Below are 20,755 nucleotides of genomic sequence, written 5' to 3'. Positions count from 1 at the left end.
ATGCGTGAATGCTTTGCATATCGCGTGTCTATCAGGAGATTGCTTCGTACCTCGCAATGACGGTTGGCTGTAGAGACGCGATACCTCGCGTCTCTTTCGCATTTAACCGCGTTAGAGATTGCAGCGGATACCGGCCCTGGGCTAAGGCCTGCGCAGTATGAGCGTAAAGCCCGGCCACAGGCAACGCCACAATGATGAATGGTTGATTGAGTGAGTTGTGAGTGGTTCTCATAAATTATGATCTTAGGTCAACAACTATTTTTATTTCGCCGTTTACCATAACCCTGTTGTCAACTCTTCCTGACCATTCACCTGATCAACCGATCTAACCACTCACCATACCACCCAATAATTCCACAAAAACCATTTGTTAATTAAACAATTAAGCCTATCTTTGCAGTCCCGTAAATACGGGGTAAAGTATACGTTTAATAAATTTAATTAAAAGCAAGTGAATACGTTAAGTTACAAAACTGTCTCAGCCAACAAGAAAACCGTTAATAAAGAATGGGTTGTTGTTGATGCAAACAATGAGATTTTGGGGCGCTTGTGTACTAAGATCGCGATGATGATCAGAGGTAAACACAAGCCAGGGTTCACCCCACACGTAGACTGCGGAGATAACGTAATTGTTATTAATGCAGACAAGGTTAAACTGACAGGAGACAAATTTGCCACCAAGCAATATGTTTCGTACACCGGTTATCCGGGTGGTCAGCGTTTCATTTCTCCGAAAGAGTTAATGGCAAAGCATCCTGAGCGTGTGATAGAGAAAGCCGTACGTGGTATGTTACCTAAAAACCGTTTAGGCCGTGCTATTTATGGTAACCTGCATGTTTACGCAGGTGCAGAGCATCCTCATGCCGCTCAAAATCCAAAAACCGTTTAATTTTTAATCACAAGGAGAAAAGAAAATGCCAACAACTAACACTTCAGGCAGAAGAAAAACCGCTGTTGCCCGCATCTATCTGAGCGAAGGCAATGGTGCCATTACCGTTAACGGTAAAGATTACAAAGAGTACTTCCCTACCTTACCATTACAATACATCGTTATGCAATCCACAGAAGTTTCTGGCTCGGCCGGTAAATTTGATGTGAAGGTAAACGTTGCAGGTGGTGGTGTAAAAGGCCAGGCAGAAGCCGTTCGTTTAGCCATCGCGAAAGCTATTGTTGAACTGGACCCGGAAAAGAAACCGGCATTGCGCGCTAAAGGTTTAATGACACGTGACGACCGTATGGTTGAGCGTAAAAAACCAGGACGTAAGAAAGCACGTAAGAAATTCCAATTCAGTAAACGATAATTTAAGGAGGACACAAACAATGGCAAGAACAACATATCAGGATTTACTGGATGCAGGTGTACACTTTGGTCACCTTACCCGCAAATGGGACCCGAAAATGTCACAGTACATTTTCATGGAGCGTAACGGTATCCACATTATAGATTTAAATAAAACCTTATCAAAGGTTGAAGAAGCTGCTTCAGCTATCAAACAAATTGTAAAATCAGGCCGTAAGGTATTATTCGTTGCAACAAAGAAACAAGCGAAGGATATTGTAGCTGAACATGCAAAAAGCGTAAACATGCCGTACATCACCGAGCGTTGGTTGGGCGGTATGTTAACCAACTTTGCTACCGTACGCAAGTCGATCAAAAAGATGTCGAACATCGATAAATTGACCAAGGACGGTACTTACAGCAACCTGTCGAAAAAAGAACGTTTGATGATACAGCGCGAGCGCATTAAATTAGAAACCTTGTTAGGTGGTATTTCGGATCTTAACCGTTTACCTGCTGCATTGTTCCTGATCGACGTTAAGAAAGAGCACATCGCGGTATCTGAAGCCTTAAAGCTTAACATACCAACATTTGCGATGGTTGATACCAACTCTGACCCATCTAACATCGATTTCCCTATCCCGGCGAACGACGATGCTACCAAATCAATTTCATTGATCACCGGTATTATCATCAAAGCTATCGAAGAAGGTTTAGATGAGCGCAAACGCGAGAAAGAAGACGAAACTGAAAAAGAAGCAGCTGCTGCTAAAGCAAAAGCTGATGCGCCTGAAGTAGCTGACCGCTCTGAAGGTGGCAAACGTAAAAGGACTGCAGAAGTAACAGCCGAAGCTGCTACTGAAACTGAAGCCCCTGCTGCTGATTCAACAGAAGAATAATTTACCCCCTAACCCCCTGAAGGGGGAATAGGAAATAATAATTAATATCTCTAAGCCCCCTTCAGGGGGTTTGGGGGTTTATAAAACATATACAATGTCTACAGTACAAATATCTGCATCAGATGTAAATAAACTGCGCCAGCAAACAGGTGCGGGCATGATGGATTGCAAAAAAGCTTTAACTGAAACCAACGGCGATTTTGAAGCTGCTATTGATTTTTTAAGGAAAAAAGGCGCTAAGGTTGCTGCCAGCCGCCAGGACCGCGAATCGAACGAAGGTGTTGTTATAGCACGTACTTCTGAAGATTTTAAGACCGGCGTTATCATCGAGCTTAACTGCGAAACAGATTTTGTGGCTAAAAACGCTGAGTTTGTTGCCTTTGGTAACGAAATAGCAAACGCAGCAGTACAGGCCAAGCCAGCTTCTATCGAAGAACTTTACAACCTGGAAATTGACGTTGAAAATGCACGTGTTAAAATTGGCGATGCAGTTATCGACAAAACCGGTAAAATAGGTGAGAAGATAGGTGTTTCTAAATACGAAGTTATTGAAGGCGATAAGGTTGTTGCCTATATACATGGTAACTACCGTTTAGCCGTGCTGGTTGGTTTAAGCAAAGCTGTTGATGGTGCTGACGAAGCAGGTAAAGACGTTGCTATGCAAATTGCGGCCATGAACCCTGTTGCTATTGATAAGGATGGCGTTGACGCCACCACCATTGAGCGCGAAATGGAAATTGCAAAAGACCAGATCCGTGCCGAAGGCAAACCGGAAGCAATGGTTGAAAAAATTGCTGCAGGTAAGCTTAACAAATTCTACAAAGATTCAACTTTATTAAACCAGGAGTTTGTTAAAGACTCATCTAAAACTGTTGCCCAGTTCTTAGATACGGTTGATAAAGGCCTAACCGTTACCGCTTTTAAGCGGGTAGCTTTAGGAGCTTAATTATATTATCCCCTCGTTATTAACGAGGGGATTTTTTTTGCCCTGAGATTTCTTAACCACGCGTCATTGCGAGGAACGAAGCAATCTCAGAACTGTGCTGAACGATTTGCATGATTGACCTTCTATTGTAGAGATTGCTTCGTTCCTCGCAATGACGTAAACTGTTAAATACGCGACACTATGATAACAGCACTTCATAACCTCACCCTGATTTCGGATGGTAGCATCGCAGCAGGCAAAGCCGTTTTAATTGAAGGCAGCCAGATCAAGGCTATTGTTGATGAAACAGCTATACCTGCAGGTGTCGAAAAGAGAAACCTGAACGGCGCATATCTTGCCCCGGGTTTTATTGATCTGCAGATATATGGCAGCGGCAGTAAATTATTTGCCGGCAAGCCCGAAGCGGCAGCTTTAAAGCGTATGGAGGATGACCTGCTTGACCAGGGCACTACGGGGTTCTTTGCAACCATCGGCACCAACACCAATGATATTGTTGAAAAAGGCATCGCGGCAGCTAAAGAGTACCGCAAAATAGCAAGGGGTAACTTTTGGGGCGTACACCTGGAAGGGCCGTACCTGAATGCTGCTAAAAGAGGGGCGCACCCGGCCGGTCTTATCAAAAAGGCAACACTTGCCGAAGTTAAAGGCTGGATAGAACAAGCTGAGGGCGTTATCACCATGATGACCATAGCCCCCGAATTGCAGGATCAGGATGTAATAGATTACCTGCATGCCCAGGGTGTAATTATTTCATCGGGGCACAGCAACGCCACGTACGAACAAGGTAAAGGGTTTTTAAATAAACCTATACCAGCAGTTACACATCTGTTTAACGCGATGCCGCAAATGCACCACCGCGAACCGGGCTACATTCCCGCTATATTCGAGGAAAAACCATATACCAGCATTGTTGCCGACGGCAATCATGTGGATTGGCCCATGATACGTTTGGCCAAGCGCGAACTGGGAAATAAACTATTTTTGATAACTGATGCGGTTACCGCGGCTACCGAGGGCACTTACCAGCACAGGTTAGAGGGCGATAAATACGTGATGCCCGATGGCACCTTATCAGGATCGAGCCTTACCATGCTTAAAGCGGTACAAAACTGTGTAGAAAAGGTAGGCATTGAACTGGCTGAAGCTATTAACATGGCGTCGCTTTACCCCGCCCAACTGGCATCAAAAAAAACTAAGGGTAAAATTGAAGCAGGCTTTGATGCCGACCTGATCGTATTTAATGAGCAGTACCAAACTCTGGCCACTATAATAAACGGCAATTATTTAACACCAACCACATAAAATTTTAACAATACCATTTATTATCTATTTTTGATAAATCTCCCTTTATAAATGAAATACAAAAGAGTTCTACTAAAGCTTAGCGGCGAATCCCTGATGGGCGAACGCCAGTATGGTATTGATAACAACCAAGTGCTGCAATACGCACACGACATAAAAGCTGTAAAAGACCAGGGCATCGAGATTGCCGTTGTAGTTGGCGGCGGCAACATTTTTAGAGGACTCAGCGCCGAAAAAAGCGGGATGGAACGCGCCCAGGCCGATTATATGGGCATGTTGGCCACCGTGATCAATTGTATGGCCCTGCAAAACGCTTTAGAAAGTATTGGTGTAGAAACCCGCCTGCAGTCGGCTATTAAGATGGAGCAGATCTGCGAACCTTACATACGCCGCCGTGCTATGCACCATTTAGAATGCGGTAAAATTGTGATATTTGGCGCCGGTACCGGTAACCCATATTTTACTACCGATACCGCGGCATCATTGCGCGCAATTGAGATAAAAGCCGATGTTGTATTAAAAGGCACCCGTGTTGATGGTATTTATACTGCCGACCCGGAGAAAGACCCTGCCGCAACCCGTTACGACGAGATCACCTTCCAGGAGGTGTATGATAAAGGGCTAAACGTAATGGACATGACCGCCATTACCCTTTGCCAGGAAAACAAGTTACCTATCATCGTTTTTGATATGAACAAAGAAGGCAACTTCATGAAAATTGCCAAAGGCGAACCAATTGGTACGCTGGTAAAATAAAGATAATAGTCATGCTGAACTGGTTTCAGCATCCTCCACGTTGAGCATAAGATTTGCAAACCCTATTATCCCGAGAGGTGCCGACATAAATTCGGCATGACGAAAAGTAAAAGTGGGCTGCCGGATTCCGGCAGCCCACTTTGATTATAACCCGTCATTGCGAGCGTAGCGCGGCAATCTCTTTAGGGCGGGTATACGCCTTGCATAAAGGAGTAGCTTAAAGAGATTGCTTCATACCTCGCAATGACGCGCGGGTGTGATGGTACCTACGCATCCACCGTATGCTTCTCGCCAATTTGCTGGCGCCACATGGCGTAGTACAGGCCTTTTTGGTCTATCAGGTCGAAGTGTTTGCCTGATTCGATGATATGACCTTTTTCCAGCACGTAAATACAATCAGCATGCATAATGGTAGATAACCTATGGGCTATCAATATGGTGATATGGTCGTTCAGGACCGATACATCACGAATGGTATCGGTGATCTCTTCTTCGGTGATGGAATCCAGCGATGAAGTAGCCTCGTCAAATACCAGCAGGTCGGGTTTGCGCAGTAATGCCCGCGCTATAGATAAACGTTGCTTTTCGCCACCCGATACCTTTACGCCGCCTTCGCCGATAACGGTGTCAAGGCCTTTGTCGGCACGGGCAAGCAGGGTTTGGCAAGCCGCACGCTGCAATACATTCATACATTCCTCATCCGTTGCGGTCGGATTTACAAACAGCAGGTTTTCGCGAATGGTACCAGAGAAGAGCTGGGTATCCTGCGTTACAAAACCAATCTTTTCGCGTAGCTGATCAAGGTCGATATCCTTACTCAGGATATTATTATAAAGAATATCGCCCTGCAATGGCTGATACAAACCAACCAGCAGTTTTACCAAAGTAGTTTTTCCTGAACCCGATGGGCCTACAAAGGCAATGGTTTGGCCGGTTGTTGTTTTAAAGCTGATATGATTAAGCGCATTGCGGTTAGCAGTTAAATGCTTAAAGCTTACATTATCAAATGCAAGTGTCCTTACTTTTTCCAATAATACGGGTTTCTCCGGTTTTTTATCTATTGGTGTATTCAGGATATTTTCAAAATTAGCCAGCGAAATCTGCGACTCGCGCCACGATTGAATAACATTCCCAAGTTCCTGCAATGGGTTAAATAAGAAGAACGAATAGAACAGGAATTTAAGATATTCGCCGGGCGTTAATTCATTTTTAAATATCAGCACAAGTAATACTAACACCATTATGCTGCGCACCAGGTTCACTACCGTCCCTTGGATAAAGCTCATACTGCGCACATATTTCACCTTCTTTAACTCCAGGTCTAGAATTTTATAGGTGGTTTGGTTAAGTCTCGCGATCTCTTGCTTAACCAAACCTAGGCTTTTTACCAGCTCGATATTTCGTAATGATTCGGTAGTTGACCCGGCCAGTGCTGTAGTTTCTCCTACGATCTTCCGTTGGATGGTTTTAATGCGCTTGCTTAGCGCCATACTTACGAACGTGATGATAGGAATAGCGCAAAAGTAAACCAGCGTTACTTGGTAGTTTACCTTTAACGAGTAAACGATCACGAAGATCATCCCCACTAAACTCACGAATAAAACGCTGATAAATGAAGTAATGAACTTTTCGCTATCCAACCTAACCTTTTGCAGTATACCTAAGGTTTCGCCGCTGCGCTGATCTTCAAACACCTGGTAAGGTAATTCAAGCGAATGTTTTAAACCATCAGCATACATTTCGGCGCCGGTTTTTTGTACGATGATATTTGTAAAATAGTCCTGGAAGTTTTTGGCGATACGCGATATCATGGCTGCGCCGATGGCCAGACCTACAAGCCCCAAGGCACCGTAAAAACGATATTCGAAGGGATGGACTACATTATCTTTAGGTACTATGTATTTATCCATAATATTACCGGTGATCATAGGGTCGACCAGCGAAAAGCCAATATTTAGTCCGGCAAGCAACAACGCCAAGACAACTGTCCAGCGATGTTTTGATAAGTAGGATAAGAGTAGTTTCATGTTGTAACACAAAAATATAAAAAAGGGAATGGCTAAATAGCTCATTCCCTTTAATTTGACAATTGGGTTAATAAAATCAGCATGACATATCGTAGAGGCACGATAGTTCAGGCCTCTACCTCGCGCCTCCTATTGATTGTAAAAGACGCAATGTATTGCGTCTCTATGAACATCAACAAAAAAGGGATGAACCTTTCGGCCATCCCTTTAATATTTAAGCAGGTTTAATTAAACCGTCATGATATCTTTTTCTTTAGCTTCTGATAGTTGGTCGACCTTAACGATGTAAGAGTCGGTTAGTTTCTGTACTTCAGCTTCCCCAACCTTTATTTCATCCTCAGAAACACCTTCGGTTTTTAATTTTTTTATCTTTTCGTTGGCATCCTTGCGGATGTTGCGGATAGCTATTTTACCATTCTCGGCTTCGCCTTTTGCTTTTTTAACCAGTTCGCGGCGACGCTCTTCGGTTAACGGCGGTACATTAATGCGGATAATCACGCCATCGTTTTGCGGGTTAACACCCAGGTTGGCTTCTTTAATGGCTTTTTCTATGGCCGGCAGCAGGTTTTTTTCCCATGGCTGTACAACAATAGTACGCGCATCCGGAGTATTTACGCTGCCTACCTGGCTTAGCGGGGTAGGAGTGCCATAATAATCTACATGCACATCGTCTAACATGGATGGGTTGGCTTTGCCTGCGCGTATCTTTAATAATTCGCTATCTGCATGGGCAATCGCTTTATCCATTAAAGCTTTTGCATCAGTTACTTGTTTCTTAATGAGTTCGCTCATTGGTTATAGTTTTTTTGACAAAAATAATAAAAAGTATCAAAGCCCCTTAATCCGGGCCATCAAACCAAAACAATTTATGGCCGGTGATCTAAAGCTTGGTTGCTTATAGCTACCGGCGCCGGCATGCAAGCCTGATGACAAAGCCATACCTTAAAAAAAGGCAATAAAAAGCACGCTAACAAATTTCATGAAAGCGTGTTAACAAAATCAAAGCAAAACACCGTTAATACAGTGCTTTGCTTTTTAGTAATTTTTACAGATTACCAACGGCTGCCGCCGCCACCTCTGTTATCTTTTGAGTAGCCGCCGCCACCTCTGTTATTATCTCTTGAATAGCCGCCGCCACCACGGTTGCCGCCACCAAAGCCACCGCCGCCTCTGCGCTCACCTGGCTTTTTGTCTTCAGCCTGGCTAACAGCTATAGAGCGGCCGCTAACTTCTGATCCGTTTAAGCCCGAGATAGCTTTTTGTGCTGCTTCATCATCCGGCATTTCAACAAATCCAAAACCTTTGCTTCTGCCGGATTCTCTGTCAATAATAATTTTAACGGTGCTTACTTCACCATAAGCTTCAAAAAGCTCTTGTAAATCTGCTTCCTCTAATGAGTACGGAAGGCTTCCTACGAATATGTTCATCAAAAAATTAGTTTAGTAATGATCAGTTGTTAGCTGTCATTTTATTTGTTTACACCAAATATAGAATAGAAATCAATCAATTGTACAATAATTTGTTAAACTATATTTTTTATTTTCTATCCGTGTGCAAATCGCGGGCATAAAAATTAAAGAATGTGCTGTATTTGATAAGTTTTTTCATTCAAAATAAACTCATCGCCGGCCTTTTTATCTTTTAGCCTGTGGCCTATAGGCGATGCCGGCGATACAGCAATATAATCGCTGCCATCTATCGTTAATGTACCTGCGCTTATGGCCAGGTAAAAGTTTCCGTTATTAGTGCAGATCACGCTGCCGGTTTCTGCCTTTTGCGATGTGCTGTTTAAGGCAATGGTATTTAACGCTACCATTAGCTTGTTAGCCTCGTTCAATTGCGCCAAATTTCGATTCGTTTCCTGCTGTGCCATTTCCCGGCCGGTTTCGTATTTGTCGCCTGCGCTGCTTTTGGTATCGTCACTTTGTGCCTGCTGGGCTTCGGCTATTGCCTGTTGGGCGGCCTGCATACGGTTTGTTACATACGAAACGCACAGCGCGTGCAGCTTTGCTTTCATGTCATTCATTTTGTAAAACTTAGATGGCTAAAGCCATAAAAACAAAAGCCCCAGGCACTCGCTGCCCGGGGACTTTCAACCTAAACCTTATCACAATGTAAATGCGAGGCACTTACAGAGATATAAACGTACGTTTTATGAAAATTGTACGTTTACGGCGGCTAATTTACAGTTTTATGATATATGTTGCTTTTTTACAGGCATGTATATTTCAAACAAACTGGTGGTAAAGTGGTTAATGAATAGTTGTTAACCATAACTAATAAAGAAAAATGAACTTAAAACGTACTTTTGGAGCTATACTTACGGTATTAGGTATAGTAGGATTAATTTATACCGGTATTCAAATAATACAGCATAGCGGCTCGGCAACAACGTTAACTGTTGTGGGGTTAATATCTGTTATATTCTTTTTTACCGGGGTAAGCCTGGTGCGCAATACCAAGGACGAAGCTTAATTGGCAGTTGACGGTTTGATTTTGCCGGATGGCGAAATTTTTAAGCCGGGTTGTCTAAAGTCGGCCAGGGTGAGGGCCATTATGCGCTGTGCCGCAAGGTTAAGTGTGTCAAACCGCAGGCCTGTTTGATGGCTTTGTTTATACGATACTATTTGTCCGTTTAAAAACTCGCCCTGTTTATTGATACTGACTTTAAGTAACGGCGCTATACCGCAAATCCCGCTTATGCTTACGCCTTTGTAAGTTACAAAGTTGCCTAAGCTGTAAGCTATAAGGCGGTTTTTATATAACTCCATTGCACGGGCTACGTGGGGCCCATTCCCAAAAACCACATCGGCACCCGCGTCAACAGCAGCATGTGTAAATGCGCGCAGGTTGCCGCGGTTTTCTCCTTTAAATATCTCGGCCGAATCGGGCACGTGCTCGTAATCAACGCCTTCGCCGCCTCCATGAAACGATACGATAACAATATCAACTTTGGATTTAAGCCCGGCTATAAGTTTTTTTGCCCTGGCCGTTTGCAATAGCGAAACGGTTTGCCCATTTGGCGAGAACGCGCAAAAACCATATTTAACGCCATTTAAGGTAAATGTTTTTGACGGATGGGATTTAAAGCCGGCGGTATGTATGCCCAGGCTGTCTAAAACTTTAAGAGTACTTTTACGCCCCGCCACATCAAAATCGTTTGAGTGGTTGTTACCAACGCTTAAAATATCAAAGCCGGCATCCTTTAACACATTGCCAAACTTGGCGGGCATCCTAAAAAGATAACCCTTATGCTTAAATCGTAATTTATACCCAACAGGTGCACCGGTATCCAACAGTACCCCTTCCAGGTTGCCGAACGCCAGGTCGGCTTCGCGCAGGTCTTTTAGTGCGTGTTTAAAACTGTTTTTTGCGCTATCGGGAGGCAGGCAGGTGCTGTCGGGATATGATGAGCCCAGCATAATATCACCAACTGCGGCTATATTTATCGCATCGGGCGGTGCGACGGCGGTTGACGGCTGTGCTTTTGCAACCGGGTTTTTAATGACAGGGCTGCCCGACGGGGGACGAGTACAGGCCGCTATTATTAATATTAAAAAGCATTGTATAAACCGGGTTTTCATAATAAAAAAATCCTTTCATGGTTAGTGAAAGGATCAGGGATATTAATTTAGGTTTATTTAGTTGGCAGGTTCATCATCAGCAACTGACGATGAAAGTTCATTTTTAAATGACTCTAATAACCGGCCGCCTTTGTAAAAATAACGGCTATAGTAAGCATCGTCTAAACTGCTTATGGCAACACCACGAGATGATGCATGTGCAAACCTGTTATTGCCCAGGTAAATGCCCACATGTGATATGCTGCGGCTGTGAATTTTAAAGAATACCAGATCGCCCTCTTTAAGGTCGTCCTTGCTAACGGGGTTAACCATACTGAAGATATCGCGCGAATTACGGCGGATAGTCAGGTTAAATACGTCGCTGTATAATTGTTTGGTAAACGCCGAACAGTCGATCCCTTTTTTTGAACTGCCGCCAAAACGGTAGGGAGTGCCTATCCAATCATAAACGAAATGAAAAAGCTTCATGTTAGAGGTCGCCGAAACCGCGACGCCCATAATTTGCGAAAGATAATCTTTTGCTAAGCTCTCTTGTTCTGCATTTTCTGCAGCCTGGCTTGGAACAGTTTTTGTTTGAGCTTGTGCGCCTAAAACACTCAGGAATAATGCAATAGCAATTGTAATTTTCTTCATTTAATCTATTAAGTTGTTGTAATTAGGACAACAAATGTATATTAAACTGGACGTTTCTGTCTATTGTGAATACAAAACTATCCAATATATTTAAATTACCAAATTAAAAGCGATAAATTTTTTCCTAACGATTCAGATAATTTTTTTAACCATTGTTAATTATTTATCGCTTAAATAAAAAAGTCGCGCTGATATTTCTACCTGTGAAATTATTTTTCGATGGCTGCAGGTGGTGCGGTAAGTGTTTTACCGAAAGCATGCGGATTGCGAAATAAACTTAACTACCTCAATTAAAAAACTGTAGCAAAATGGTGGATAGGGTCAAATATTAGCCCATATTACATTATTATTTGAGAATTTCTGCGAAAAGAAAATTGCGGGTTAGCAGTATTTTGCCCGCATATAAATATCCTTAGTTAAGCTGCTTCCAAATGATATTTCGCTTTTTATAAAAATGCTATGCATGCATCATAAACCTGTCCGGCGCCTTTAAACAAATTATTCATAACAAATTGGTTGCAGTTTCGGTTATTTGCAGGATATAATTAGATTTGCACTTTCTCATAGAAATTTGTTTTTAATAAATGAGTTCAATCGAAATAACTAAAGACACCTACCTGATGTGGTACGAGTCTATGCTCCTGATGCGTAAGTTTGAAGAAAAGACCGGCCAGTTATATGGTCAGCAAAAAATACGCGGATTTTGTCACTTGTATATTGGGCAGGAAGCGGTATTAGCCGGCGCCATGTCTGTTATACGTCACGAGGACAGCCTGATAACCGCTTATCGCGATCACGCGCATGCTTTGGCAAAAGGTACGCACCCCAACGCCGTAATGGCCGAAATGTATGGTAAAGCCACCGGATGCTCAAAGGGCAAAGGCGGTTCTATGCACATGTTTGATAAAGAAAACCATTTTTATGGCGGGCATGGTATTGTAGGCGGCCAGATACCTATGGGCGCAGGTATAGCCTTTGCCGAAAAGTATAAAGGCACCGATAACGTAAACATTACCTACATGGGCGATGGCGCCGTGCGCCAGGGTGCGTTAACCGAAACCTTTAACATGGCAGCCCTATGGAAATTGCCGGTAATTTTTGTTTGCGAAAACAATGGTTACGCCATGGGTACATCTGTTGAGCGTACAACGATTCAAACTGATATTTATAAATTAGGTCTTCCTTACGGTATCCCCTCATCGCCGGTTGATGGTATGGACCCGGTTGCGGTGCATAATGCAATGGACGAGGCCGTATCGCGCGCACGCCGCGGAGAGGGGCCAACCTTCCTGGAAATGCGTACTTATCGCTACAAAGGGCACTCGATGAGCGATCCGCAAAAGTATCGCACCAAAGAGGAACTGGAAAGCTACAAATCAAAAGACCCCATTGAAACTGTAAAGCTAACTATACAAAAAGAAGGCTATGCTGATGATAAATGGTTTGAAGAAATAGAGGCAAAAGTTAAGGCGCAGGTAGACGAGGCCGTGAAATTCTCTGAAGAATCGCCGTGGCCGGAAGCATCAGAACTATATACTGATGTGTACGTGCAACAGGATTATCCTTACATACGCGACTAACACTAAATTTACACTAACAATATTCATCACATTTATATATGGCTGAAGTAGTTAAAATGCCTAAAATGAGCGATACCATGACCGAAGGGGTATTGGCTAAATGGCATAAGAAAGTTGGCGACAAGGTAAAATCGGGCGATGTATTAGCCGAGATAGAAACTGACAAGGCCACTATGGATTTTGAATCGTACCAGGACGGCACCCTGCTTTATGTAGGCGTGCAAGAAGGTAGCGCCGTTCCTGTTGATGCCGTTATTGCGGTTTTAGGTAAAGAAGGCGAAGATTACAAAGCGCTTTTAGATGGCGCAGGCGGTGCCGAAGCCGCGCCAGCCAAACCGGAAGAGAAAAACGAAGAGAAGCCGGCTGCAGCCGAGGATAATAAGCCTGCGCCTGCCGAGGCTGCAAAACCAAAGGTAGATACCGCCAGCATACCGGCTACTGTAATACGCATGCCATTGCTTAGCGATACGATGACCGAAGGGACTATTGAAAAATGGAACTTTAAAGTTGGCGACAAAGTAAAATCTGACGACTCGCTGGCTGACGTAGCAACGGATAAAGCTACTATGGAAGTTGTGGGCTATGAAGAAGGTACGCTGCTATATATTGGTGTTAAGGAAGGCGAAGCCGCTAAGGTAAACGATATTATTGCCATTGTAGGTAAAGAAGGTACCGATATACAACCGTTATTGGATAACGATGGTGGTGCCGGGGCATCTGAGGAAACGACAGTTACCCACGAAGCCAAAGAAGAAGCACCCGCTGCGGCGGCCGAAGCTGCACCTGCTGCCACATCAGCCGGCTCAACTGCCGATGATAGCCGCGTTAAGGCATCGCCTCTTGCACGTAAGATCGCTAAAGAAAAAGGCATCAACCTTAATGATGTAAAGGGAAGCGCCGACGGCGGCCGTATCATTAAAAAAGATGTGGAAGAGTTTACGCCATCGGCAAAACCTGCGGAAACCGCTAAACCACAGGAACAGGCAGCAAGCGCCCCTGCCGAGAAAGCATCGGTTATTTTACCCGCTTACACAGGCGAAGAGAAATTTACTGAAAGGAATGTTACGCAAATGCGTAAAGCAATAAGCCGCAGGTTATCTGAAAGCTTATTTACCGCGCCGCATTTTTATGTAACCATGTCAATTGATATGGACCAGGCAATTGCCGCCCGTAATAAAATGAACGAGGTTGCGCCGGTTAAGATATCGTTTAACGATTTTGTAGTAAAGGCCGTAGCCGTTTCGCTGAAACAGCACCCTGCCATAAACTCATCATTCCTGGGCGATAAGATCCGCGCAAACGAACACGTACACATTGGTGTTGCCGTAGCCGTAGACGAAGGTCTGCTGGTGCCGGTTATCAAATTTGCCGATGGCAAATCGTTAAGCCATATCTCGCAGGAGGTAAAAGAGTTTGCCGGTAAAGCAAAAGCAAAAAAATTACAGCCTGCCGAAATGGAAGGCTCAACCTTCACCATATCAAACCTTGGTATGTTTGGTGTTGACGAGTTTACGGCTATCATTAACACGCCAAACGCTTGTATCCTTGCCGTTAGCGGTATAGCGCAGGTGCCGGTTGTTAAAAACGGCGCGGTAGTACCTGGTAACGTTATGAAGGTAACCTTAAGCTGCGATCACCGCGTGGTTGATGGTGCAACAGGGGCCGCGTTCCTGCAAACTTTAAAATCATTATTGGAAGAACCGGTAAGGATGATGATATAGGTTGATTTCGGATTTCGGATTTACGATTTCGGATTTAAAAAAAAGCGATGGGTTTACTCATCGCTTTTTTATTTAATACTATGTGGTGCTGCGGCTAACTTACAACAAATGGTGTTCGGCAGGGCCGGTTTAAGCTGACATAGGCATGGAGAATAATTTTTTCTGTTTATATTTATGCAGCGCTAATGGTTAACCATTTACAGCTTTAAAATCCTTAATATTTAAGCAAAAAATGCCTGCCTGTAAAAATTGCAATACCGAAATAGATCAAAATTATTGTTCCAACTGCGGACAGCCCGCCGTACTAAAACGCATCGATGCGCATTACATCGCCCATGAAATTGAACACATCCTGCATTTTGAGCGAGGCATATTGTTCACCGTTAAAGAACTACTAATAAGGCCGGGCGAAAATGTACGTGATTTTATTTCGGAGAACAGGAGCCGGCTTGTAAAGCCAGTTATCTTCATCATTGTTACTTCATTGATCTATACCGTTATAAATCACTTTTTTCATATCGAAGACGGTTACGTAAAAGTAGGGGACACAAGAAGTGCCGCAACGGATGCGATATTTGAATGGATAGCTAATCATTATGGGTACTCGAATATTATGATGGGGATGTTTATTGCATTGTGGGCTAAAATATTTTTTAAAAAATACAACTATAATTTTTTTGAGATCCTCATTCTGCTGTGTTTTATTATGGGTATGGGCATGCTCATATTTACGTTATTTGCAATTGTTCAGGGTATAACACATATTAGCCTGGTGCAAGCTGGAGGGTACGTAGGAGTGCTTTATTGTGCATGGGCCATAGGCCAGTTTTTCGATCAGCGTAAAGTAAGCTCCTATTTTAAAGCGTTAGGCGCTTATATATTGGGGATGGTAACGTTTTTTGTTATTTCAATTATAATAGGAACGGTGATCGACCAGGTAATCAAGCATTAATTACAGGATAGCATGCTATACTTCCTCATCGCGTTTGCCCTTGTTATCTGTTTTACAATATTTCAGCGTAAAAAAAGGCGCGCATTAACGCAAACTGTTCTAAACGACGCGCAAAAGCAACTGCTTACGCAGCATATTAATTACTACAACAAACTATCAGATACCGATAAACTGTACTTTGAAGATAAGATAGAACAGTTTTTAGAGGCGGTGCGTATCGAGGGAGTGGGCCTTGAAGTTACCGATACCGACCGCATTATGATAGCATCGAGCGCGGTGATCCCGATATTTAGTTTTAAAGATTGGACCTATCGCAACGTTACTAACGTGCTCTTATATCCCGATACTTTTGATAAGGACTTTCAGTTTGAAGGCGACAGCGGCGAGGGGCGTAATATTATGGGGATGGTGGGCAGCGGGTATATGAACGGGCAAATGATATTATCGCGCAACGCGCTGGTAAAGGGGTTCTCCAAAAATTCAGGTAAAGAAAATACAGGTATCCACGAATTTGTGCACTTGCTTGATAACGCCGATGGCGCCACAGACGGGATACCCGGGGGATTCCTGCAACATGAATATGTAGAACCCTGGGTGCGGATGATGCACCAGGAGATCCGTAGGATAGAGGCGGGCCACTCGGATATTAGTGGGTATGCCACTACTAACGAAGCAGAGTTCTTTGCTATAGTATCTGAATATTTTTTTGAAAAGCCCGACCAGTTCCACACCAGGCATCCTGAATTATATGACATACTGAGCAAAGTATTTGCACAAAATCCCGCACAAAATAATTAATATGAACTTCGCTGAAAAGGTAATAGCGTTTAACGGGCAGCTGGAATATACCGGGCCACTATTACCTGCCAACATCCGGATAATGAACCCTTACCGCGAAGAAGAGCATGCCCTGCAGATATCATCAACGTTTTATCGCAAGTATTACAGCGATAACAATAAGCGCCACCTTATTCTGGGGATCAACCCCGGCAGGTTTGGCGGTGGTGTTACAGGCGTACCCTTTACCGATCCGAAACGCTTAATAGCCGAATGCGGTATCGGATACAGCGGTAAACTAACCCATGAGCCATCTTCGGTATACATTTACGAAATGATAAACGCCTTTGGCGGGGCAAAGGCATTTTACAGCAAAATCTACATTAATTCGCTTTGCCCGTTGGGGTTTACCACTATTGATAATAAGGGGAAGGAAAAAAATTACAACTATTATGATAGTAAAGAGCTGTGCACAACCGTCACGCCTTTTATGATCGATAACATAAAAAAGCAAGTTGCCCTGGGCTGCTATACAGATACCTGCTTTTGTTTTGGCACCGGGCAAAACGAAAAATTCCTGAAAAAATTGAACGAAATTCATGGCTTTTTTAACAAGATAGTAGCCTTAGAGCATCCCCGGTTTATAGTGCAATACAGATCTAAAACCAGGCAGCTGTATATTGATAAATATTTGCAAGCCTTTGCCGACGCCGGTATAGTTACGTAACCTGTTTTAAAGCCTGGCGCCCCGCGGTTTAGAGATATCAGCCGGAGTATTTGTGAAAAAAAATTACTTTTAAAAATATTTTTTTGAAATCCGCGCGGCAAACAATCTCGTTTATATGGTATTATAAAATCTAAAAGAGCGAGTACATGTTGAATCAGAGGGCAAAAGCTGTCGCAACCAATATCCGTAATAAGCGCGAAAAGCTAAACTATACACAAGAATACCTGGCCGCAAAACTCGGTATTTCCCAAAATGCCTATAGTAAAATAGAGTTGGGTTATACAAAGATCACTGTAGAGCGCCTTTTTCAGATAGCTGATATTTTGGAAACAGATATGGCGGAGCTGATTGGAAGCGAGAAGACAGCCGCCGCTTAACCACCCTAAGCCATCCAAATAAAGGTCAACTGTTATATTTGCACAAACAGCAACCCATGAACAGCACCGATATATTGGATAAAACCGTAGCCTTTGTACAGGAAACTTTAAAAAATGCCGAAGGGGGCCACGATTGGTGGCATATTTACCGCGTTTGGACAAATGCCAAACAGATAGCAAAAACCGAAGACTGCGATGTGCTTGTGGTAGAGCTGGCTGCCCTGCTGCATGATATTGCCGATAGCAAATTTCATAACGGCGATGAAGAGATTGGCCCGGCTACTGCCGGTAAGTTTCTGACTGAAATCGGCGTTTCTGCCGATGTTATTGTTCACGTACAACAGATCATCAGGTACATGTCTTTCAAGGCGAGCTTTGATAAAGCGGCTTTTCATTCGAAGGAGCTGGCTGTAGTACAGGATGCCGACCGGCTCGACGCTATCGGCGCCATAGGCATTGCCCGGGCGTTTACTTATGGCGGCTTTAAGGGCAGGGAGATATACAATCCCCATATTCAGCCTAAGCTGAATATGACAAAGGATGAATATAAAAACACCACCGCACCCACCATTAATCATTTTTACGAGAAGCTGCTGTTGCTTAAAGATAAAATGAACACCCCTACCGGTCGTCACCTCGCGCAGCGCAGGCATACTTTTATGGAGGCATATTTAAAGGAGTTTTATTCGGAAGTTGCGCCGCAATAATTTTATAACTGTAAAGCCGTTACCATTGCTGGCAAATGCAGATCGGGGTTAATTAAACCCTGCCGTATAAAAAATGTCATATCCAACCATGAAGCGTATCTTAATAACAATAGTCATATTAATAATTACTGCCGGGGCTTTCGCTCAAAATAAAAGCAACATCACCAGTGCTAAAATAACTTTTGAATTAAAAAACCTGGGCATTAAAACCGGCGGTACCATTGGTGGGGTGCAGGGTAATATTATGTTTGATCCGGCAAACCCCGGCGGCAGCAAAATCGAGGCGACTGCTGACGCAAATACCATAAACACTGATAACAGCATGCGCGACGGGCACCTGAAGGGTGAAGACTATTTTAGCGCGGATACCTATCCAAAAATAGCCATGTCTTCGTTGTCATTTCAAAAAAAAGACAGTCGTTTTGTTGGGCGTTTTAACCTTACTATAAAAGGCACAACCAAACCTGTTGAAGTGCCATTTAACTATACCGAGCAGGGCAACACCAGCAATTTTAAAGGCAGTTTTAAAATAAACCGTAAAGATTTTGGCGTTGGCGGCAGCAGCATGACCATGAGCGACGACGTTACCATATTTATAGAGGCCCGGGCAATAAATAATTAAAGGCCGGCGCAATAAATGGCAACAATAAATTAACACATATACAACTGTATATGTTAATTATAACCATTTACAAATAGTAACTTTATACTATGAAATTGCGCGTATTGATACTCATAAACGCTGCCGCGGTTGCCATAACCTTATCGGCGGTAAACTACTACTTTCAGCATAAGTGGTACGATATGATGATAACCTTCCTGGTGTCGTTTATTACCAGCTACCTTGTTTTTTATTATCTCACCGAGAAATACATCTACTCAAAAATAAAGCTTATTTATAAACTGATACATAATCTAAAACTCGGGCGCGATCTTAGGGACGCCCTTGGGGAACATGTAAGCGCCGACCCTATTAATGATGTTGAACACGAGGTGCAGGAATGGGCGCGGCAAAAAAAAACAGAGATAGACGAGCTGAAAAAGCAGGAAAGATTTCGCCGGGATTTTTTATCAAATATCTCGCACGAGTTTAAAACACCTCTTTTTGCCATACAAGGTTACATTGAAGCTTTGCAGGATGACGGCCTGGAAGATAAAGAACTGGCTGCGCAGTTCCTGGAAAAGGCATCGAAGAATGTTGACAGGTTGAGCTACCTGATCACCGATCTGGACGAGATATCAAAGCTGGAATCGGGCGAGATACCGATCAACTATACCAAATTTAAAATAAACGACCTGATTAAAGAGGTTTTTGAATCGATGGAGCTGAAGAGCAGGCAGCACAATATTAAGCTAATGTTTAAACAAAAATACGATGAAGGCATTTTTGTTAATGCCGACCGTGAAAAGATCAGGCAAGTACTGGTAAACCTTATCGATAATTCGTTTAAATATGGCAAAGATGGAGGCAGTACTTCGGTTAGCATTTTTACGCTGCATGAACAGGTACTGATTGAAGTTACCGACGATGGTATTGGTATCGAAGAAAAATTCCTTCCGAGGCTATTTGAGCGCTTTTTCCGTACAGATACCAGCCGTTCAAGGCAAATTGGCGGTTCGGGGCTGGGGCTGGCTATTGTAAAGCATATCATCGAGGCCCACCAGCAAACCATTAACGTACGCAGCACCGAGGGGATGGGGTCGACTTTTGGTTTTACCTTGCAAATAGCGCGCCCCTCACTTCCTTTTCCCAATATCCCTGTATTGAAAAGTTAACATTAACTTAACATTGCAACCTTACCTTTACCGAAATTTAAATGCAAAATGTCACTTAACAGTATATTCCAGTATTTTGTTCCTAAAGATAAGAAAACCTTTTTCCCGCTGTTTGAGCAGGCTGCAAGCAATGTTGTAAGCATGGCAACAATTTTGGTTGAGGCTGTGAACTCGGCTAACGTAGCCACCCGTGAGGAACTTTTCAGGCAGATAGACAAGCTTGAAAACAGGGGTGACGAGCTTACTCACCAAATATACCTTGAACTGGGCAAGAATTTTATTACCCCTTTTGACCGTGAAGATATACATGCTTTAGCTACCGCTATTGACGATATAGCCGACTATATACATGGCGCTGCCAACCGCATGCTGCTTTACAAGATAGACGATTTTAACGAGCACGTGCGCAAATTATGCGAGTTGATACTGCAAGCCGGAACAGACCTTGAAAAAGCGGTACGCGAATTAAAAGACCTAAGGAACGTACGAGCTATTGCCGATTCATGCATCCGTATAAACAGTGTGGAAAACCAGGCCGACTACGTTTTCGACCGTGCCGTTGCCGATCTTTTTCTTTATGAAACGGATGCAATAAGGTTGATAAAATATAAAGAGATATTGGCAGCCCTTGAAACAGCTACCGATATGTGCGAAGATGCCGCTAACGTAATGGAATCTATTTTAATTAAAAACGCCTAAGCATAAATTACAT

Annotated in this window: 23 protein-coding genes; 17 read left to right on the top strand and 6 right to left on the bottom strand. The window is 43.4% G+C overall.

What is annotated here, in order from left to right; translation table 11 throughout:
• Positions 1-451: 451 nt before the first annotated feature.
• The 6 genes from rplM (at position 452) to pyrH (ending at position 5,182) form a co-directional block, all read left to right on the top strand.
• The gene (gene rplM, locus GWR56_RS03295) at positions 452-889 is read left to right on the top strand and encodes a 50S ribosomal protein L13 (protein ID WP_162429745.1); all 438 of its coding nucleotides are present in this window, start codon (positions 452-454) and stop codon (positions 887-889) included.
• Positions 890-914: 25 nt separating this feature from the next.
• The gene (gene rpsI / locus GWR56_RS03290) at positions 915-1,301 is read left to right on the top strand and encodes a 30S ribosomal protein S9 (RefSeq protein ID WP_162429744.1); all 387 of its coding nucleotides are present in this window, start codon (positions 915-917) and stop codon (positions 1,299-1,301) included.
• 19 nt (positions 1,302-1,320) lie between these two features.
• The gene (gene rpsB, locus GWR56_RS03285) at positions 1,321-2,178 is read left to right on the top strand and encodes a 30S ribosomal protein S2 (RefSeq protein ID WP_162429743.1); all 858 of its coding nucleotides are present in this window, start codon (positions 1,321-1,323) and stop codon (positions 2,176-2,178) included.
• Between the two features lie 94 nt (positions 2,179-2,272).
• Complete coding sequence (gene tsf, locus GWR56_RS03280; RefSeq protein WP_162429742.1) at positions 2,273-3,124, top strand: translation elongation factor Ts; 852 nt, start codon at positions 2,273-2,275, stop codon at positions 3,122-3,124.
• A 180-nt stretch (positions 3,125-3,304) separates the two neighbouring features.
• Positions 3,305-4,426 carry an N-acetylglucosamine-6-phosphate deacetylase gene (gene nagA / locus GWR56_RS03275; protein WP_162429741.1) on the top strand — a complete coding sequence of 374 codons (1,122 nt, stop codon included), beginning with the start codon at positions 3,305-3,307 and terminating at the stop codon, positions 4,424-4,426.
• A gap of 51 nt (positions 4,427-4,477) precedes the next feature.
• Positions 4,478-5,182, top strand: coding sequence for a UMP kinase (pyrH, locus tag GWR56_RS03270; RefSeq protein ID WP_162429740.1), 705 nt, complete (start codon positions 4,478-4,480; stop codon positions 5,180-5,182).
• Between the two features lie 266 nt (positions 5,183-5,448).
• Here the strand turns inward: pyrH and GWR56_RS03265 are convergent, their stop codons facing one another.
• The 4 genes from GWR56_RS03265 to GWR56_RS03250 form a co-directional block, all read right to left on the bottom strand.
• The gene (locus tag GWR56_RS03265) at positions 5,449-7,209 is read right to left on the bottom strand and encodes an ABC transporter ATP-binding protein (RefSeq protein WP_162429739.1); all 1,761 of its coding nucleotides are present in this window, start codon (positions 7,207-7,209) and stop codon (positions 5,449-5,451) included.
• Positions 7,210-7,437: 228 nt separating this feature from the next.
• Positions 7,438-8,001, bottom strand: a complete 564-nt coding sequence (gene frr / locus GWR56_RS03260) for a ribosome recycling factor (RefSeq protein ID WP_162429738.1) — start codon at positions 7,999-8,001, stop codon at positions 7,438-7,440.
• A 260-nt stretch (positions 8,002-8,261) separates the two neighbouring features.
• Positions 8,262-8,636, bottom strand: coding sequence for an RNA-binding protein (locus GWR56_RS03255; RefSeq protein ID WP_162429737.1), 375 nt, complete (start codon positions 8,634-8,636; stop codon positions 8,262-8,264).
• A 146-nt stretch (positions 8,637-8,782) separates the two neighbouring features.
• Positions 8,783-9,235, bottom strand: coding sequence for a 3-oxoacyl-ACP synthase (locus GWR56_RS03250; protein WP_162429736.1), 453 nt, complete (start codon positions 9,233-9,235; stop codon positions 8,783-8,785).
• Positions 9,236-9,498: 263 nt separating this feature from the next.
• Between GWR56_RS03250 and GWR56_RS03245 the strand changes: the two genes are divergently transcribed.
• Positions 9,499-9,684: a hypothetical protein gene (locus GWR56_RS03245; protein ID WP_162429735.1), complete on the top strand. Its 186-nt coding sequence runs from the start codon at positions 9,499-9,501 to the stop codon at positions 9,682-9,684.
• Here GWR56_RS03245 and GWR56_RS03240 read toward each other — a convergent pair.
• Complete coding sequence (locus GWR56_RS03240) at positions 9,681-10,793, bottom strand: CapA family protein (protein ID WP_162429734.1); 1,113 nt, start codon at positions 10,791-10,793, stop codon at positions 9,681-9,683. The two genes, GWR56_RS03245 and GWR56_RS03240, sit on opposite strands and share 4 nt — an antisense overlap.
• Positions 10,794-10,850: 57 nt before the next feature.
• Positions 10,851-11,426 carry a C40 family peptidase gene (locus GWR56_RS03235; RefSeq protein WP_162429733.1) on the bottom strand — a complete coding sequence of 192 codons (576 nt, stop codon included), beginning with the start codon at positions 11,424-11,426 and terminating at the stop codon, positions 10,851-10,853.
• A 584-nt stretch (positions 11,427-12,010) separates the two neighbouring features.
• On the opposite strand from GWR56_RS03235, the gene pdhA reads away from it, so the two are divergent.
• The 10 genes from pdhA to GWR56_RS03185 all read left to right on the top strand — a co-directional run bounded on the left by pdhA (position 12,011) and on the right by GWR56_RS03185 (position 20,742).
• On the top strand, positions 12,011-13,006 hold the full coding sequence (pdhA, locus tag GWR56_RS03230; protein ID WP_162429732.1) for a pyruvate dehydrogenase (acetyl-transferring) E1 component subunit alpha: 996 nt from the start codon (positions 12,011-12,013) through the stop codon (positions 13,004-13,006).
• Between the two features lie 38 nt (positions 13,007-13,044).
• Complete coding sequence (locus tag GWR56_RS03225; protein ID WP_162429731.1) at positions 13,045-14,727, top strand: pyruvate dehydrogenase complex dihydrolipoamide acetyltransferase; 1,683 nt, start codon at positions 13,045-13,047, stop codon at positions 14,725-14,727.
• A gap of 232 nt (positions 14,728-14,959) precedes the next feature.
• Positions 14,960-15,679 carry a DUF3667 domain-containing protein gene (locus GWR56_RS03220; RefSeq protein ID WP_162429730.1) on the top strand — a complete coding sequence of 240 codons (720 nt, stop codon included), beginning with the start codon at positions 14,960-14,962 and terminating at the stop codon, positions 15,677-15,679.
• 12 nt (positions 15,680-15,691) lie between these two features.
• Positions 15,692-16,477 carry a zinc-dependent peptidase gene (locus GWR56_RS03215; protein ID WP_162429729.1) on the top strand — a complete coding sequence of 262 codons (786 nt, stop codon included), beginning with the start codon at positions 15,692-15,694 and terminating at the stop codon, positions 16,475-16,477.
• Between the two features lies 1 nt (position 16,478).
• Entirely contained in the window at positions 16,479-17,183 is a 705-nt protein-coding gene (locus GWR56_RS03210; RefSeq protein ID WP_162429728.1) for a uracil-DNA glycosylase family protein, read from the top strand.
• 146 nt (positions 17,184-17,329) lie between these two features.
• Complete coding sequence (locus tag GWR56_RS03205; RefSeq protein ID WP_162429727.1) at positions 17,330-17,560, top strand: helix-turn-helix domain-containing protein; 231 nt, start codon at positions 17,330-17,332, stop codon at positions 17,558-17,560.
• Positions 17,561-17,616: 56 nt separating this feature from the next.
• Positions 17,617-18,267, top strand: a complete 651-nt coding sequence (locus GWR56_RS03200; RefSeq protein ID WP_162429726.1) for an HD domain-containing protein — start codon at positions 17,617-17,619, stop codon at positions 18,265-18,267.
• Between the two features lie 88 nt (positions 18,268-18,355).
• A complete protein-coding gene (locus tag GWR56_RS03195) occupies positions 18,356-18,889 on the top strand; it encodes a YceI family protein (RefSeq protein WP_162429725.1) in 534 nt (177 codons plus the stop codon).
• A gap of 89 nt (positions 18,890-18,978) precedes the next feature.
• Positions 18,979-20,043 carry a cell wall metabolism sensor histidine kinase WalK gene (locus GWR56_RS03190; protein ID WP_162429724.1) on the top strand — a complete coding sequence of 355 codons (1,065 nt, stop codon included), beginning with the start codon at positions 18,979-18,981 and terminating at the stop codon, positions 20,041-20,043.
• Positions 20,044-20,091: 48 nt separating this feature from the next.
• A complete protein-coding gene (locus tag GWR56_RS03185; RefSeq protein ID WP_162429723.1) occupies positions 20,092-20,742 on the top strand; it encodes a DUF47 domain-containing protein in 651 nt (216 codons plus the stop codon).
• Positions 20,743-20,755: the final 13 nt, after the last annotated feature.

Origin of the sequence: Mucilaginibacter sp. 14171R-50, from assembly GCF_010093045.1 — a bacterium.
GTDB lineage: Bacteria > Bacteroidota > Bacteroidia > Sphingobacteriales > Sphingobacteriaceae > Mucilaginibacter.
This window is presented reverse-complemented; position numbering and strand designations above follow the sequence as displayed.